This is a genomic window from Pseudomonas gebzensis (assembly GCF_034427815.1).
Classification (GTDB): Bacteria; Pseudomonadota; Gammaproteobacteria; order Pseudomonadales; family Pseudomonadaceae; genus Aquipseudomonas.
Map to the genome: position 1 here is coordinate 87092 of NZ_JAXQNS010000008.1, position 14507 is coordinate 101598.

The following is a 14507-nucleotide window of genomic DNA, read 5'->3' on the forward strand; positions in this document are numbered from 1 at the left end:
CAGCTGAGTGCGTGGACCGCAGTTCAGGGCAAACCAAGCTGCCTCTGGACGGATCGACCGGGCTTGCGCCGCGCACCGGTCGATCATGCCGCGCAACCGGCGCCATCACCCCGCCAACTGCGCCTCACGCAGCATGAAGAAGCGATACATCACCACCGTGCTCAACAATTGCAGGAAGCCACCGACGCTGTCGATCAGCAGTGACACACCTGGCTGCGGATCGGGGAAGGCCATCAACAACAGGCCGTCGATCAGCCACAGTGGCGCCACCACCGACAGCAGGCACACCAGAATCGCCATGAAATGGCCGGTGGTCATGCTCGCGCTGTCGCGCATGGCCTGCACCACCGGGCGCCCGCGCAGCACCAGGAAGAACTCGGCGAACACCAGGTTGATCATGATCCACACGCCCGGGAAGATGAACAGCGCCAAGCCGGCCATGGTCAGCAGCGAGCTGATGAGGATCAGCAGGGTCATCTGCGGCCACAGCTGCAAGGCGCGGGCGAACAGGTCGCGCTTGGGGATGTCCTTGCCGTGGGTGCGGGTGTCGAGGTAGAGAATCAGCGCTGCGGTATACAACGGGTAGAACAGCAGGCTGATGAGCAGCGCATAGCCGGGGTTGGCATTTTCACCCAGTTGCTGCAGCAGCAATTGTGAGCAGAGGGCTTCGAGCACCAGCAGAGGCAAGCACAGCTGGGCGATGCCTGCGAGGTGCAGGCGGAAGAAACGCAGGGAGTCGCGCAGAACGCTATAGGGAGTCATCGGTCACTATCGCAGGGTCAAAAAGCAAGGCGCCACTTTAGCCCACGGCGGGCCCGGGCTGAAGAAAGTTTCATCGGCCAGGCGATTGAAGCCGCGCGCCAGCCGCCCCATCTTGAGCCTGTCCGATGTCCCGCTCACCTGTGTGAGGTAGCCCCTATGAATACCGAAGAGCAACACCTGATCGACAGCCTGTTCAGCCGCCTGCGCCAAGCCGAAGACGCTGGCCAGCCACGTGACGCCCAGGCCGCTGCGCGTATCGAAGAACACCTGCGCCAGCAACCGGCCGCCGCCTACTACATGGCCCAGGCGATTCTGGTGCAGGAAGCCGCGCTCAAACGCCTGGATGAACAGAACAAACAGCTGCAGGCCGAGCTGCAACAGGCGCGCGCCCAGCCCAGTCAGTCCAGCGACCAGGGCAGCGGCGGCTTTTTGTCCAGCCTGTTCGGCGGCAGCGCTCGATCCTCGACCCCCGCCGCACCACCGCGGCCCAGCACCCCGGCACCCTCTGGCGGTGGCTGGCGTGATCAAGGGCCGGGCAGCGCCGCGGCGCCCGTCTCTGGCAATGGCGCACCGGCTGGCGCTGCGGCCCCGGTCCGTGGCGGGGCCAACAGCTTCCTGGGCGGTGCCATGCAGACCGCCGCCGGCGTGGCGGGTGGCGTGCTGCTGGCGCAAGGCATCAGCAGCCTGTTCGGCCATGGCTCGCAGCCGCAGGAAGTGGTCAATGTGATCGAGGAGCAACCCGCGCCGGCCAGTGACACTGGCGGCTGGCAGGATTCGGCCGATCAGCGGCACGTGGCCGACAACGGCGGTGATGACCAGGGCCACGGCGGCTTTTCCGACGCCGACTATGGCAGCGATGATGGCGGCGGCTTCGCGGACGACGACACGTTCATCTGACCGGTCTGGCATACTCGGTGGCCGTTTCCGGGCGCCTGGCGCCCGATTGGCTTGAGTGAAGGCACGCTTGGGCTGGCGTTCGCAGGAGGGCTGGAACGCTCGGCCCCGACCGTCACGCAGTTACCCGTTGCTCAGGCCCCGCCACCGAGGAAGTCCAGGTGAAGAAGATCGCGCTGTTCGCGGATGTACAGAACCTCTATTACACCGTGCGCCAGGTCCACGGCTGCCACTTCAACTACGCCGCGCTGTGGGCGGATGTCAGCCGCGAGGGCGAGATCGTCGAAGCGGTGGCCTACGCCATCGACCGCGGCGATGCCAAACAGCAGCAGTTCCAGCAGATTCTGCGCAACCTCGGTTTCGAGGTGCGTCTGAAACCCTATATCCAGCGCAGCGATGGCTCGGCCAAGGGCGACTGGGACGTGGGCATCACCCTGGATGTGGTCGAGGCCGCCAGCCGCGTCGACCAGGTGGTGCTGGCTTCGGGCGACGGTGATTTCGACCTGTTGCTGGAGCGAGTGATCCAGCGCCATGGTGTCGAGGCGGTGGTGTATGGCGTGCCTGGCACCACGGCCATGTCACTGATCCGCGCGGCGACGCGCTTTCAGCCGATCGAGGGGCGGTTGCTGCTGCGCCACTGAACGCGGCGGTTTGCGCAAAGTGTGTGGGTCATTTCGTCGCAGATTGTAACTAAGGTTTTCAGACGGCCAGTCTTAGAATCAGGGCTCTTTGAATGGATTTCGAGCCCCTGCCATGCCTGCCTCTCGTCGTTTCCCGCTGCTGTTGATCGGCGCCTTCCTGGCCCTGTATTTCGTCTGGGGCTCCACCTACCTGATGATCCGCATTGGCGTCGAATCCTGGCCGCCCATGCTCATGGCGGGGGTGCGCTTCGTGATGGCTGGCGCGTTGCTGTATGGCTTCTTGCGCTGGCGCGGGGTGGCCAACCCCACCTGGCCCCAGTGGCGAGCGGCGGGGGCCATCGGTTTTTTGCTGCTCAGTTGCGGTAACGGCGGCGTGACCCTGGCTGAACATGCAGGGGTAGCCTCTGGCGTCGCAGCGTTGGCGATTGCAACGGTGCCGCTGTTCACCTTGTTGTTCGGGCTGTGGTTCGGCCATCGCAACTCACGCCTGGAGTGGGCAGGGATTCTCCTTGGGCTGGCCGGCATCGGCTTGCTCAACTTGGGCTCCAACCTGCAGGCCAGCCCCCTGGGCGCGCTGCTGATCCTGTTTGCCGCAGCGGCCTGGGCCTTTGGTTCGGTATGGAGCAAACACCTGCCGTTGCCTCAGGGTGCGATGGCTGCAGCCTGCGAGATGCTGCTCGGTGGCGCCATCCTGCTGATCGGCAGCGCGATCAGCGGCGAGCGCCTGACGCAGATGCCCAGCGCCGCTGGCTGGGGCGCGCTGGCGTATCTGGTGCTGTTCGGCTCGATCCTCGCCTTCAGTGCCTATATGTACCTGCTCAAGCACGTGCGTCCAGCGGCGGCCACCAGCTATGCCTACGTCAACCCGGCGGTGGCCGTGTTGCTGGGCATCGTCTTTGCGGGCGAGCAGATCGGCGCCGAGGAACGCCTGGCCATGGCAGTGATCATCAGCGCAGTGGTGCTGATCGGCCTGCCGCAGTGGCGCAAGGCGCCGCCGCCAGCCGCGCCTCAGGCGGATGCGCCGCTGCCCGGCAAAATGTGCAAGTAGGGCAGGGCGTTGCGGTAAACTCGCCGCCTTCGCTGAACCCCTGACGGTATTGCCATGACTTTCGCCTCCCTCGGCCTGATCGAACCCCTGCTGCGCGTCTTGCAGGAACTGGACTACACCACGCCGACGCCGGTCCAGGCCCAGGCCATTCCCGCCGTGCTGGCCGGCCGCGACCTGATGGCCGCCGCCCAGACCGGCACCGGCAAGACCGCAGGCTTCGGCCTGCCACTGCTGCAACGTTTGACGATGGAAGGCGAGAAGGTCGCGAGCAATTCGATTCGCGCCCTGGTCCTGGTGCCCACTCGCGAGCTGGCCGAGCAGGTTCATGCCAACCTGCAGGCCTACGCCGAGCACCTGCCGATCAGCACCTACGCGGCGTACGGCGGGGTCAGCATCAACCCGCAGATGATGCGCCTGCGCCGTGGCGTCGACCTGCTGGTCGCCACCCCGGGTCGCTTGCTCGACCTGTTCCGGCAGAAGGCAGTCAAGTTCAACCAGGTACAGACCCTGGTGCTCGATGAAGCCGACCGCATGCTCGACCTCGGCTTTGCCGAAGAACTGCAAGCGGTGTACGCCGCGCTGCCGCGCAAGCGCCAGACGCTGCTGTTCTCCGCCACGTTCTCCGAGCAGATCCGCCTGCTCGCAGGCCTGGCCCTGCAAGACCCGCTGAGCATCGAAGTCAGCCCGCGCAATGCCGCCGCCAGCAGCGTCAAGCAGTGGCTGGTGACGGTCGACAAAAAGCGCAAGGCCGACCTGTTCTGCCACCTGCTGCGCAAGCAGCGCTGGGGCCAGGTGCTGGTGTTCGCCAAGACCCGCAATGGTGTCGATCAACTGGTCGAGCGTCTGCAGGGCGAGGGCCTCAAGGTCGATGGCATCCATGGCGACCGCCCGCAGGCCACCCGCCAGCGTGCGTTGGACAGCTTCAAGCAGCGCGACATCCAGATTCTGGTGGCCACCGATGTGGCTGCGCGCGGGATCGACATCGATGACCTGCCGCTGGTGGTCAACCTCGATCTGCCGATCGTCGCTGAAGATTACGTGCACCGTATCGGCCGCACCGGTCGGGCCGGCAACACCGGTGAGGCGATTTCGCTGGTGTGCGCGGACGAAGTGCAGTTGCTCGCGGCCATCGAAACCCTCACCCGCCAAACCCTGCCGCGCCACGACGAGCCGGACTTCATCCCCGACCACCGCGTGCCGCAGACCGATGCCAGCGGGCAGGTGATCAAGAAACCCAAGAAGCCGAAGAAACCCAAGGAAAGCACGGCCAAGCGTGGGTTGGGCAAGTGGATGGACAGTGCCGGGAGTGAGCCGCCTTCGGTGAAGCCGGTGCGCAAGGTGCCGAGTTTCAATGGCGGCAAGCGCAAGAAGCCGTGAGCCACACGGTCCTGTAGGCGCCCTGTAAGAGCTCTGTCGGAGCGACCGGTCCGGCGCTCCGGTCAGTCGCGATGGGCTGCGCCGCAGCCCTAATGGCTGCCATCGTGTAGTGCCTGGCAGTACGTGTCGCGTGTGCCAGGACGGCTTCGTCGCCCTCGCTCTTACCCAGATCCCTGTGGGAGCGGCTATCGCCGCGATGGGCGGCGAAGCCGACCCAGTCCTGCCACCGCGATCCCCTGTTATGGCGCTACGCCTGAATCGGGCCGGCTTCGCTGGCCATCGCGGCAGTAGCGGCTCCTTGGGGTGGATCCACCGCCGTTGAGCGGTAATCCAGACGCTGTCCCCACTCATCCTCACCGTAATGAACGCTTTTTCATTCCCAGCCAGCACCGCCCCGCCTAGAATTCCCCTTTCAATCGAGATGTAAAGAGGAAAACACGATGAGGCGCACCCGCCTTGACCATTTCTGTGTGGGTTTGTTGGCCCTGCTGCTGTGGGTCGCGACCCCTGCCTGGTCTGCGCCGGCCACTACGGCGCCCAGCCTGGCCTCTGCCGAACAGCAGACGCTGGCCGAAGACGCCAGCCTGGACCAGCTCAATACGCGCCTCGATCAGGTCCGTCAGGCGGTGACCACCAACGCCAACGACGATCTGCTTTCCCAACTGCGCCAAGCCGCCTTGCAGGTGCAGCGCCAGGCCGCCGACCTCGGCGCCCAGCGCGCCACCGAGCTGCAGCGCGTGGCCGACCAGCTCAACGTGGTGGGTCCGGCCCAGGCCGACGAGCCCGACAGCCTGACCCAGCAGCGCCGTCAGCTCACGGCCCAGCAGAAGTCGCTGAACGCCGAACAGAAGCAGGCCACTGACCTGTCCCAATCGGCGCGTGACCTCTCGACACAGATCGTCAACCTGCGCCGCAGCCTGTTCAATTCACAGATCAGCAGCCGCGCCGCCAGCCCATTGAGCCCAGCGTTCTGGTCGAGCCTGATCCGCCCGACCGATGAAGACGTGGCGCGCCTGAGCGGCCTGCGCAGCGACGCTGCCGATGCCGTGGCCAGCGCGTTCAGCGCCGAGCACCGCTGGTTCTTCCTCTCCAGCCTGCTCGCTGCGATCCTGGTCTGGACCCTCGGGCGTGGCGTGCTGGAGCGGTTGCTGGCACGCCTGATGGTGCGTTGGCTGCCCGAGGGGCGCCTGCGCCGTAGCGCGTTGGCCCTGGGCGTCAGCCTGGCCACCTTGTGCACCATCGGCGGCGCGGTATCGCTGGTGCGCTGGGGCCTGGAAAACAGCGCCGAGCTCAGCAGCGACCTGGCCAGCGTCACCAATCACATCCTCACCCTGGTGGTGTTCAGCGCCTTCATCTCTGGCCTGGGCCGGGCCATGCTGATGTTGCAGCGCCCGTCCTGGCGCCTGCCGCCGATCCCCGATGAAGTCGCCAGCGCCCTGGGCTGGTTCCCGCAGGTACTGGCCCTGTCGCTGATGCTGCTGCTGACCGTCGAGCGCATCAACAGCGTGATCGGCACCAGCCTGGCATTGACGCTCGCCACCAACGGCCTGACCGCGCTGGTGGTGGCAATCCTGTTCATCGCCGCGCTGCTCAGCTACCGGCGGACCCGCCGTCAACACGGCCTGCCGCGCCCCACGGGGCTGGCCGGGCTGATTCCGTTCGTGGTCCTGGTGTGGGCGGCGGTCATCCTCGGTGCGCTGCTCACCGGCTTCCTGACACTGGCCTATTTCCTCACGGCCAAGCTGCTGTGGATCAGCGTGGTCGCCACCTGCGCCTACCTGATGGTCACGGTGTTTGGCGACCTCTGCGAAACCCTGCTCTCGCCGCGTCAACCCGGTGGCTTGGCGCTGGCCTCGGCCCTGGGCCTGCAGCAGCGGCACCAGGCCCAGGCCAGCACCATCCTGGGCGGCGTCGGGCGCACGCTGATGCTGCTGGTTGCCGTAATGTTCGCCTTCATGCCCTCGGGCACCAGCCCGGGCGAACTGCTGATGAGCCTGGGCGACTGGGATGGCAGCGGCGGCAAGGTGCTCGGCAACCTCAACCTGGTGCCGCAAGACATCTTCCTCGCGGTACTGATCTTCTTCGTCGGCCTGTTCGCCATCCGCGTGCTCAAGCGCTGGCTGGGCGAACGCCTGCTGCCGGACACCGACATGGACGCTGGCATGCGTGCGTCCCTGGTGACCCTGGTCGGCTACCTCGGCTTCCTGTTCCTGGCCTCGGTGGTGATGTCGACCCTGCACATCAACCTCACCAGCCTGACCTGGGTGGTCAGCGCGCTGTCGGTGGGGATCGGTTTCGGCTTGCAACAGATCGTGCAGAACTTCATTTCCGGCCTGATCCTGCTCACCGAGCGCCCAGTGAAAGTCGGCGACTGGGTGAGCCTGGCCGGCGTCGAAGGCGACATTCGCCGGATCAACGTGCGCGCCACCGAGATCCAGATGTCCGACCGCTCCACGGTGATCGTGCCGAACTCGCAGTTCATCTCGCAGAACGTGCGCAACGTGACCATGGCCAATGCTCTGGGCGTGGTCGGCATCAGCCTCACGCTACCGTTGGACACCGACGCCAGCCGCGTGCGCGAGATACTCCTGGCGGCCTACCAGCACCACGAAGGCATCCTCGATGCGCCGGCGCCGTCGGTGACGTTCAAGGACATCACGGCCAGCGGCATGGTGATCGCGGTCAGCGGTTATGTGGCCGGGCCGCGGCAGGTGGGTGGGGCGCGCAGTGATCTGCTGTTCAACATCCTGGCGGCGCTGCGCGAGGAGGGCATTGCGTTGTCTTCGCCGCAGAGCATGGTGTTGCTCAAGGACAATGCGCCGGAGGGGACTGCTTCGGTGTAAGGCTGGAAGGGGGCGGATGGCACGCAGATGTGCGATACGTCCCTGACCATCTGGCCGCTATTGGCTTCTGCTCGCGTTACATTCGCTCAAATCTGCGTAGGCGTCCTGGTAGTGAAAGCGGTTTGACATGTGTGTCAATGAACATGCTTCGTTTGAATGCACAGAGCGTTGTTATTCAATTTGTTTCTGCATGTCACTCGATGTTTGTCAGCCGTCATATAAGGGCTTGCTCTGTCAGTAGATTCCGAATAATTACTCATAAAGTGTGTCTTGATAATTAATTTTATTCGGTGGTTGTGCGGTAATGCTCGATGTCTTTATATTTGTCTGATCTGGTTGTTTTGCAGGCGAAATATAGAGGCGAGCAGGTCCGGATGGTTGTCTGGATTCGTTTTATCAGGTGAGTCGTGTTCTCATGAATGAATTTGAAAGGTATAGCCTCGAGTCATAACACGTGCTCGAAAATCTGGCCAAGTATAAAAACTTGATCCGAATAGTTCCAAACGCTACGTATTTCTATCGCACGCAGCCATCGAAATATGACGCGCACCCTATTAACTATAAAACTGATTCCTACACAAGATATGCTGATCCCGAGCAAAAAATTGGTGTTTTTTACCTGGGGTTTAGCGAGGAGGTAGCCATTGCGGAGTCATTTCAATCGGGGCAAGGCGTTGATACACAAGCCGTGCCCGAGGTGCGTTTGATGGCAAGCTCTCTTTATCGCTACGAAACGTTACGTCCTTTGCGAGCCGTGGACATTGGCGTCCTTGCTAATCGCGTCACTCATCACAAGCTCAGAGATCTTGTACAAGCAAAAGGGCAGGGCGCGCGCGGCTATCAGTTGACGCGAGCACTTAGCTACCTGTGCATGCACCGCCTGAATAACATTGATGGGCTGCTTTACCCCTCTGCTGTTTACTCCGTCAGTGGTTCCATGCTTGCTTGCAACCTTATGTTGTTTGGGCATAGAGCCGTGCAGGTAAAGGCCCTCGACTACAGACCTGTGGCGGGTGCAGTGTTATCGCAGGGTGAAACCACTGAAGAGCTACTTGAAAGCTTGGGTGTCATCCTGGTCTGAGACAGGATTGAGCAGGTGATTTATTCTACTGACCCATTTCAAAAGCGTATAGATAATCACGTTTGATGATCTGAAAAGCGGCCTCGTCCTGAATAAGTTTGAAGCGTGGCATGACATTGCTCGGCTCGCCTGGCTCAGAGAAGTCCATATTACTGATCAAGTGCTGGATCATAAAATTGATCGCTGACGGATCGGCCGGGTCAACCCCCAGATCCTTGAGCAGCCTGTAGAACTCAGGCCTTATTTTATTACCCCTGAGCTGAAAGGCTGGATAATATTTCCGCCTCTGATTGGAGTACGCCAGAATTTGGCCGGCCTTGGTTTTTTGGCTCAATGCCTGCTTGGAAATTCCTAGAATCTCCACCACTTCGCTGGCTTCCAGCAATTCGCACCGCTCCATCACTCGGTCAAATGCCTTGCCCAGCATTCTTGCTTTGGCCGCTTGACTTCTTACATCAGCGCTGCGCGTCTCAGCCCGTTCGGGTTTGGTCAGTGCAGCGAACGCTTTGGCATCCTGGAGTTGGACAACCTGAAGCAGGGCTTCATCTGAGGCGTGAGCGAGATGCCTCTCGAAACGCTGACGCAATTCGGCCTCGATTGCTTCCCTATTTCGGTTTTGAGCATGGGGTCCGACTGAGGGGGCGTGCAGCATCTTAGTTCTCCGGGTCAATGGAGCTAAGCTACTCGTGGATAAAGCGCCTGGTCAAGTTGTAAATTTGTAAACCTGTAAGCCTGTGGGTTTGGGAGCCAGGCGCTGGTCCTGCATGAGTCCAGCGCCGGCCTCTCGCGCCTAAACTGTTTCCCCAGCTTCGGATTTCAACGCATGCGCCAACAACGCCTGGCCACTGCGGGCGGCATGGGCGGCGCCGATCAACAGCGCCATCCCTGAGGTACCGGCATTGGCCAAGCAGTATTCGTCGAGCGACTCTTCGATAGCGTGCAGCAATTGTTCAGCGTAGGTCAGAGCGTCTTGCGGGCTGAGGTCGTCGTGGATGGCGAGGTAAGGGGTGTGGATGATTTTGCGGGGTGGATCAGGGACTGGTTTTTTCATGGCGGGACTCCGTGTTCGCGGTAGTGGCTGCCAGACAGTTCCTCTCACAGAAATGGGTGGCAGCCGTTCGCAGGGTGAGAGACCGGCGAACATCGGAATTCCGGCCAGACCGAAGTCTGCCCACGAACGGCTGCCATAACAGCATTCCGATAATCCGCCGGGCTCTCACACCCTGATCGTCAGGACGACGACCAGAGGAAATTAATCCTCTTGCCTCGGATCAACAACGTCGAAACGGCTGCAGCGCGCGTAGGATAAGTCGCGCGTCAGGCTAAGCTGTAGTATTTGGTAAAAATACAGAATTTTCTTACAATCATTAACGCATTTGGTTTGAAGATCCACTCACGCTTGTTCGAAAAAATATACGACTGTTTTCGGATGGCCCGCTTTTATACCAAGGCTGAGGATTTCCTATCAGCGGGTCATCAATCGTCAGTCTTCACACGTCTGTTCGCCGTTTTGAAAGGGCATCAACGACCCAGTTCATGTGCGCAACGGATCGAATGGACGGGCTTTCAGACGCTGCAGGACGAGTGGTTTTACTCGTTAAACAACAGTTCGATACCGCATGACGCGCGTTTATTAGGCGAGATCGCTGACTTCCATGAGAGCAGCTATCACGTTCTCGATAGGTATGAACATCGGGGTGGTTCCGTTTGGGCCGATGCAGTCAGCGTCAAGCGCTTTGAAGCCGAACACGGTTGCGTAGAACGAGGCTTTACCTGGAGCGGCATCCAGGAAAATCCCCTTTAGCGGCATATGCAGGTGTACAGCCACGGCTTTCTCAAATGCTTCAAGCATCAGATCTGTGCCAAGTCCTTTTCCCTGATGGGCTTGATCGATGCCGATCATGAATACCTTGGCGACCGCAAGCATTTTGGGTTGGTTGCCCTTTGGCGTTTTCACCCGATTGGCCGCGAGCTGCGAGAAACCCACGGTCATGAAGCCAACGACGTCATAGTGTTCATTGCACACAGCTGTGGCGTGAAGGTTTTCAGAATTTACAGCGCGCTTGAGATTTCCGGAACGAAGATAGTGGTCAATAACCGGATCGCCACACTTAAACGACTTGTTGATTTTTACTTGGTGCAGTGAATTATTCAGGTTTACTTGGACGTACACCGGTTTGGGATTTTTCATTTCTTTGCCGTAGTAGTTCAACAAGATTTTTATGGGCTTTCGGATTGTTCATGGCTTGTATGCTCAGTTCATGAGCACGAGCAAAGGCTTTTTCCGAAATTTCTATTCTTTGATGAGATTCCAGGACAGCTTCAGCCTTTTCAAAGGCTGAAGCGACAATGAAGGAAGTCATGTCGAGTCCGGAAATAATTGCAGCTTTACGAATGACCTCCTTGGCAAACTCAGTTGTTTTCAAGTCCAATCTCGCAGTTTTTGCACCCTGAAGTGTTTCGCCTACTGATGACATTATGACGTCCTCATTAATCTTGTATGTTGATCGATTTGATTGCCTACCTCTGGCTTGGATCCAGTCTCTTTGACGCGCTTATCTGCTCGAAGTCCTCTGCTCATGTGACGATTCATCGCTCGTACCGGTTTCCAGTCTGGAGCCGTGTGATCCATCTGATTCGCAATGTATTTGGCTCCGTACGTACACAGACCGTACGAGGTGAATCGTAGGCGAGAGCCTGAGGCGCGTCAATTCTGTACGGTTACCGTACGGTTGGAGCAGGAAATCGTTGGCTGGGCTTCGGATCCAGGGGGTGTAGACCATGGACGGGAGTGGCGGGACGTCAGTGCCGGCCTGAGGACGTTAACTCCAAGGCATTGGGCCAGCAACGTCGAAACGGCTGCAGTGTTCGAAGGACAAAGCGCTTGCGCGATAGAACTGAAACATTCAGTCAAATTCAGTGATCATTTGACGATTTTCAAGGCTGCGAACCAGCGTTCAACCTGCTGATACTCCATTAAGTGAGCGCTGAATCGGCCCTACAGCCGGCGTGCCTCAGCTGGATCAAGCCCCATCACATGCGCCAACAGCGTCTGTCCCGTCCGCGCAGCGCGCACAGCGCTGAGGACGTTGTGCATTTCCGAGGTACCGGCTTTGGTCGTGCGATATCCATCGAGCGACTCTTCGATGCCCTGCAACAGTTGCTGGGCATACGCGAGTGCGTCCTCACGGCTCAGGCCGCTGTGAACGGACAAATGAGGTGTAGCAATGAGAGTGGTAGGGGCGGGCTTTTTCATGGCAGTCCGAGTAATCGGTAGGGTGGCCGCCAGGCAACAGCTGGTGGATGCATCGAGTGGTATTGCCACGCCGATAAGTCGCAGGAAAGTAGTCTCTGAGTCATACGGCTAAAAGTCGAAAAGTCCTAGATGCGTGTCAGATATATCAACATTACTCCGTCCGCAGAGCCGCCAGGGTACAGCGTCGCGCACTGCGGCGAGAGTAAAATCATGTCGAGCAATTTCACTGGAAACTCACATTTCAACGCATGTTGAAAATCTGGTAATCAATGAAAAATCAACAGCACTTGGGTGATGTACGGTTTGCTGTTACGACCAGACCAGACCAGACCAGACCAGACCAGACCAGACCCACCTGCCGGTCGAGTCGGTGATCTGCGCTCGGCAAGAGTCCTATTACGCGGCGCTGGCCTTGGCCGACCAGGTGGGGGAGGCCACGCCGTTCGTCGAGTTCATGCTGCAAGCCTTGCAGCAGGCGCTGCGCGAGGCCAGTGAAAGCGAGCCTGAAAATGCTATGAAACCCGGGGACCCATACGCGGCTAACCCAGCCACCGACCAAGTAACCGACCAAGTAACCGATCAAGTAACCGCCCCCGTCGCCCGCCTGCTCGCCGTGCTCACTCCCGGCACCACCCTCAGAGCCAGCGAACTGATGCAACGCCTGGGCCTCGCACACCGACCCACCTTCAACCAGAACTACCTCAAGCCTGCCCTGGCGGCTGGCCTGATCGAGATGACCGATCCCGCCTCGCCCCGCAGCCCGCTGCAGCAGTACCGACGCGTCTGATCGCTCGCCACAGCAAAGTTCTCAGGCCTGCGCCGGTGTTGCCGGCATGCGCCGCACCCCCTGCGTCACACCCCATGACGCAAACAGACATGCCAATCCCGACATCTGCCGCGATCAGACAACCGTCGTCGCAATCACGCACTCCCAAGGCGTTCTCGCATAAATTCCCACAGGCGCACAGGGCTTAAATGGGCACCGTCATTCACCGCGCAGCACCCTGACACACGGGCAAAACCTCAACAAAATCCCGTGCGTGCCGCGTTATTCACAGTGCAATCAAGGAGATAAGATCGCCTACGCCTGCCCGTCCTTTCCTGTGTCAGCAAAAAGAGAACAATATCGAATGAACACCGTGGGATCTGATGGCAATGCCCTTGCGCAAGGGTTCAAGCCACGTCATGTAACGATGCTGTCCATTGCGGGCATCATCGGTGCCGGACTTTTCGTCGGTTCAGGGCACGCCATCGCGGCAGCTGGCCCGGCCACCATAATCTCTTATTTCGTGGCCGGGACCTTGGTCGTCCTGGTCATGCGCATGCTCGGCGAGATGGCCGTGGCCCACCCCGACACCGGCTCGTTCTCCACTTACGCCGACCAGGCCATCGGCCGCTGGGCTGGCTACACCATCGGTTGGTTGTACTGGTGGTTCTGGGTGCTGGTGATCCCCATCGAAGCCCTGGCCGCCGGGCATGTGCTCAATGCCTGGTTCCCGCACATCGACAGCTGGATCTTCGCCCTGGCCTCGGTGCTGCTGCTGGCCGGCACCAACCTGTTCAGCGTGGCCAAGTACGGCGAGTTCGAGTTCTGGTTCGCCATCCTCAAAGTCACCGCCATTCTCTGCTTCATCGGCCTGGGCGCCGCAGCGCTGATGGGCTGGCTGCCGGACCGTGAAGTCAGCGGCCTGAGCACCTTGATCGCAGAAAAAGGCGGCTTTGCGCCCAACGGCTGGTCGGCGGTGATCGGTGCGTTCATTACGGTGATGTTCAGCTTCATTGGCACGGAGGCTGTGACCATTGCCGCGTCCGAGTCGAGCGACCCGTCGCGCAACATCGCCAAGGCCACCCGCTCGGTGATCTGGCGCATCAGCACCTTCTACATCCTGTCGATCTTCGTGATCATTTCCGTGGTGCCGTGGAACGACCCGCAACTGGCGGTGGTGGGTTCCTACCAGCGCGCGTTGGAAATCATGAACATTCCCCATGCCGCCTTCATGGTCGACATGGTGGTGCTGGTGGCGGTCACCAGCTGCATGAACTCCTCGATCTACATCGCCTCGCGGATGATGTACTCGCTGGCCAAACGCGGCGACGCCCCGGCGGTACTCAAGCACACCAACAAGGTCGGCGTGCCGTATGCCGCAGTGTTCGGCAGCACCTTGATCGGCGCCGCCATCGCCGTGCTCAACTACTTCGCCCCCAAAGGCGTGTTCGAGTTCCTGCTGGCGAGCTCCGGCGCCATCGCGCTGCTGGTGTACCTGGTGATCGCCATTTCGCAACTGCGCATGCGCCGCCGCCTGGAACGTGAGAACACCGAGCTGAAGTTCCGCATGTGGCTGTTCCCGTACCTGACCTGGGCGGTGATCATCTTCATCAGCGCGGCGCTGGCGGTGATGATGTTCACCGAAGCGCACCGCGCCGAAGTCAGCGCCACCTTGGGGCTGGCGATCGTGATCTCGTTCCTCGGTATCGTCACCACCCGTGGCCATGCGCGTTCGGTGGGCGTCCGTTCGCTCACCTGAGCCTGAGACCAGGCCCTGAAACCAAAGCCTGAAACCAGCGCCTGAACGCTGATCCCGAAACGGCCTGACGCACCCTGCGT

14 protein-coding genes are annotated in these 14507 nt (G+C 60.6%); 8 read left to right on the forward strand and 6 right to left on the reverse strand.

Going from position 1 to position 14507, the window contains the following annotated elements:
• Positions 1 to 105: 105 nt before the first annotated feature.
• The gene (locus SJI00_RS16175; RefSeq protein WP_322462718.1) at positions 106 to 762 is read right to left on the reverse strand and encodes a hypothetical protein; all 657 of its coding nucleotides are present in this window, start codon (positions 760 to 762) and stop codon (positions 106 to 108) included.
• Between the two features lie 156 nt (positions 763 to 918).
• Between SJI00_RS16175 and SJI00_RS16180 the strand changes: the two genes are divergently transcribed.
• The 6 genes from SJI00_RS16180 to SJI00_RS16205 all read left to right on the forward strand — a co-directional run bounded on the left by SJI00_RS16180 (position 919) and on the right by SJI00_RS16205 (position 8646).
• Positions 919 to 1659, forward strand: coding sequence for a DUF2076 domain-containing protein (locus SJI00_RS16180; RefSeq protein WP_322462719.1), 741 nt, complete (start codon positions 919 to 921; stop codon positions 1657 to 1659).
• Positions 1660 to 1817: 158 nt separating this feature from the next.
• Positions 1818 to 2297, forward strand: a complete 480-nt coding sequence (locus SJI00_RS16185) for a LabA-like NYN domain-containing protein (protein WP_312936159.1) — start codon at positions 1818 to 1820, stop codon at positions 2295 to 2297.
• A 112-nt stretch (positions 2298 to 2409) separates the two neighbouring features.
• Positions 2410 to 3345 carry a drug/metabolite exporter YedA gene (gene yedA / locus SJI00_RS16190; RefSeq protein WP_322462720.1) on the forward strand — a complete coding sequence of 312 codons (936 nt, stop codon included), beginning with the start codon at positions 2410 to 2412 and terminating at the stop codon, positions 3343 to 3345.
• 54 nt (positions 3346 to 3399) lie between these two features.
• Positions 3400 to 4722, forward strand: a complete 1323-nt coding sequence (gene rhlE1 / locus SJI00_RS16195; RefSeq protein ID WP_322462721.1) for an RNA helicase RhlE1 — start codon at positions 3400 to 3402, stop codon at positions 4720 to 4722.
• A 440-nt stretch (positions 4723 to 5162) separates the two neighbouring features.
• On the forward strand, positions 5163 to 7565 hold the full coding sequence (locus SJI00_RS16200; protein WP_322462722.1) for a DUF3772 domain-containing protein: 2403 nt from the start codon (positions 5163 to 5165) through the stop codon (positions 7563 to 7565).
• A 454-nt stretch (positions 7566 to 8019) separates the two neighbouring features.
• On the forward strand, positions 8020 to 8646 hold the full coding sequence (locus SJI00_RS16205) for an RES family NAD+ phosphorylase (protein WP_322462723.1): 627 nt from the start codon (positions 8020 to 8022) through the stop codon (positions 8644 to 8646).
• Between the two features lie 25 nt (positions 8647 to 8671).
• On the opposite strand, the gene SJI00_RS16210 is transcribed toward SJI00_RS16205, so the two are convergent.
• The 5 genes from SJI00_RS16210 to SJI00_RS16230 form a co-directional block, all read right to left on the reverse strand.
• Positions 8672 to 9298 (reverse strand): hypothetical protein, encoded by a 627-nt coding sequence (locus SJI00_RS16210; RefSeq protein WP_322462724.1) that lies wholly within the window; start codon positions 9296 to 9298, stop codon positions 8672 to 8674.
• A 138-nt stretch (positions 9299 to 9436) separates the two neighbouring features.
• Positions 9437 to 9697: a hypothetical protein gene (locus tag SJI00_RS16215; protein ID WP_322462725.1), complete on the reverse strand. Its 261-nt coding sequence runs from the start codon at positions 9695 to 9697 to the stop codon at positions 9437 to 9439.
• Positions 9698 to 10279: 582 nt separating this feature from the next.
• The gene (locus tag SJI00_RS16220) at positions 10280 to 10837 is read right to left on the reverse strand and encodes a GNAT family N-acetyltransferase (RefSeq protein ID WP_322462726.1); all 558 of its coding nucleotides are present in this window, start codon (positions 10835 to 10837) and stop codon (positions 10280 to 10282) included.
• Positions 10794 to 11123, reverse strand: a complete 330-nt coding sequence (locus SJI00_RS16225) for a type II toxin-antitoxin system TacA family antitoxin (RefSeq protein WP_322462727.1) — start codon at positions 11121 to 11123, stop codon at positions 10794 to 10796. Before SJI00_RS16225 ends, SJI00_RS16220 begins: the two co-directional genes overlap by 44 nt.
• Before the next feature lie 521 nt (positions 11124 to 11644).
• Positions 11645 to 11902 carry a hypothetical protein gene (locus SJI00_RS16230; protein WP_322462728.1) on the reverse strand — a complete coding sequence of 86 codons (258 nt, stop codon included), beginning with the start codon at positions 11900 to 11902 and terminating at the stop codon, positions 11645 to 11647.
• 370 nt (positions 11903 to 12272) lie between these two features.
• On the opposite strand from SJI00_RS16230, the gene SJI00_RS16235 reads away from it, so the two are divergent.
• Both SJI00_RS16235 and gabP read left to right on the forward strand, forming a co-directional pair.
• The gene (locus tag SJI00_RS16235; RefSeq protein WP_416221056.1) at positions 12273 to 12689 is read left to right on the forward strand and encodes a Fic family protein; all 417 of its coding nucleotides are present in this window, start codon (positions 12273 to 12275) and stop codon (positions 12687 to 12689) included.
• 343 nt (positions 12690 to 13032) lie between these two features.
• Positions 13033 to 14427, forward strand: a complete 1395-nt coding sequence (gene gabP / locus SJI00_RS16240; protein WP_322462729.1) for a GABA permease — start codon at positions 13033 to 13035, stop codon at positions 14425 to 14427.
• Positions 14428 to 14507: the final 80 nt, after the last annotated feature.

Bases quoted from the DNA above. Each gene is read 5' to 3' on its own strand.
- SJI00_RS16175 (WP_322462718.1), bottom strand. From the start codon at position 762: ATGACTCCCTATAGCGTTCTGCGCGACTCCCTGCGTTTCTTCCGCCTG.
- SJI00_RS16180 (WP_322462719.1), top strand. From the start codon at position 919: ATGAATACCGAAGAGCAACACCTGATCGACAGCCTGTTCAGCCGCCTG.
- yedA (WP_322462720.1), top strand. From the start codon at position 2,410: ATGCCTGCCTCTCGTCGTTTCCCGCTGCTGTTGATCGGCGCCTTCCTG.
- rhlE1 (WP_322462721.1), top strand. From the start codon at position 3,400: ATGACTTTCGCCTCCCTCGGCCTGATCGAACCCCTGCTGCGCGTCTTG.
- SJI00_RS16200 (WP_322462722.1), top strand. From the start codon at position 5,163: ATGAGGCGCACCCGCCTTGACCATTTCTGTGTGGGTTTGTTGGCCCTG.
- SJI00_RS16210 (WP_322462724.1), bottom strand. From the start codon at position 9,298: ATGCTGCACGCCCCCTCAGTCGGACCCCATGCTCAAAACCGAAATAGG.
- SJI00_RS16215 (WP_322462725.1), bottom strand. From the start codon at position 9,697: ATGAAAAAACCAGTCCCTGATCCACCCCGCAAAATCATCCACACCCCT.
- SJI00_RS16220 (WP_322462726.1), bottom strand. From the start codon at position 10,837: ATGAAAAATCCCAAACCGGTGTACGTCCAAGTAAACCTGAATAATTCA.
- SJI00_RS16225 (WP_322462727.1), bottom strand. From the start codon at position 11,123: ATGTCATCAGTAGGCGAAACACTTCAGGGTGCAAAAACTGCGAGATTG.
- SJI00_RS16230 (WP_322462728.1), bottom strand. From the start codon at position 11,902: ATGAAAAAGCCCGCCCCTACCACTCTCATTGCTACACCTCATTTGTCC.
- gabP (WP_322462729.1), top strand. From the start codon at position 13,033: ATGAACACCGTGGGATCTGATGGCAATGCCCTTGCGCAAGGGTTCAAG.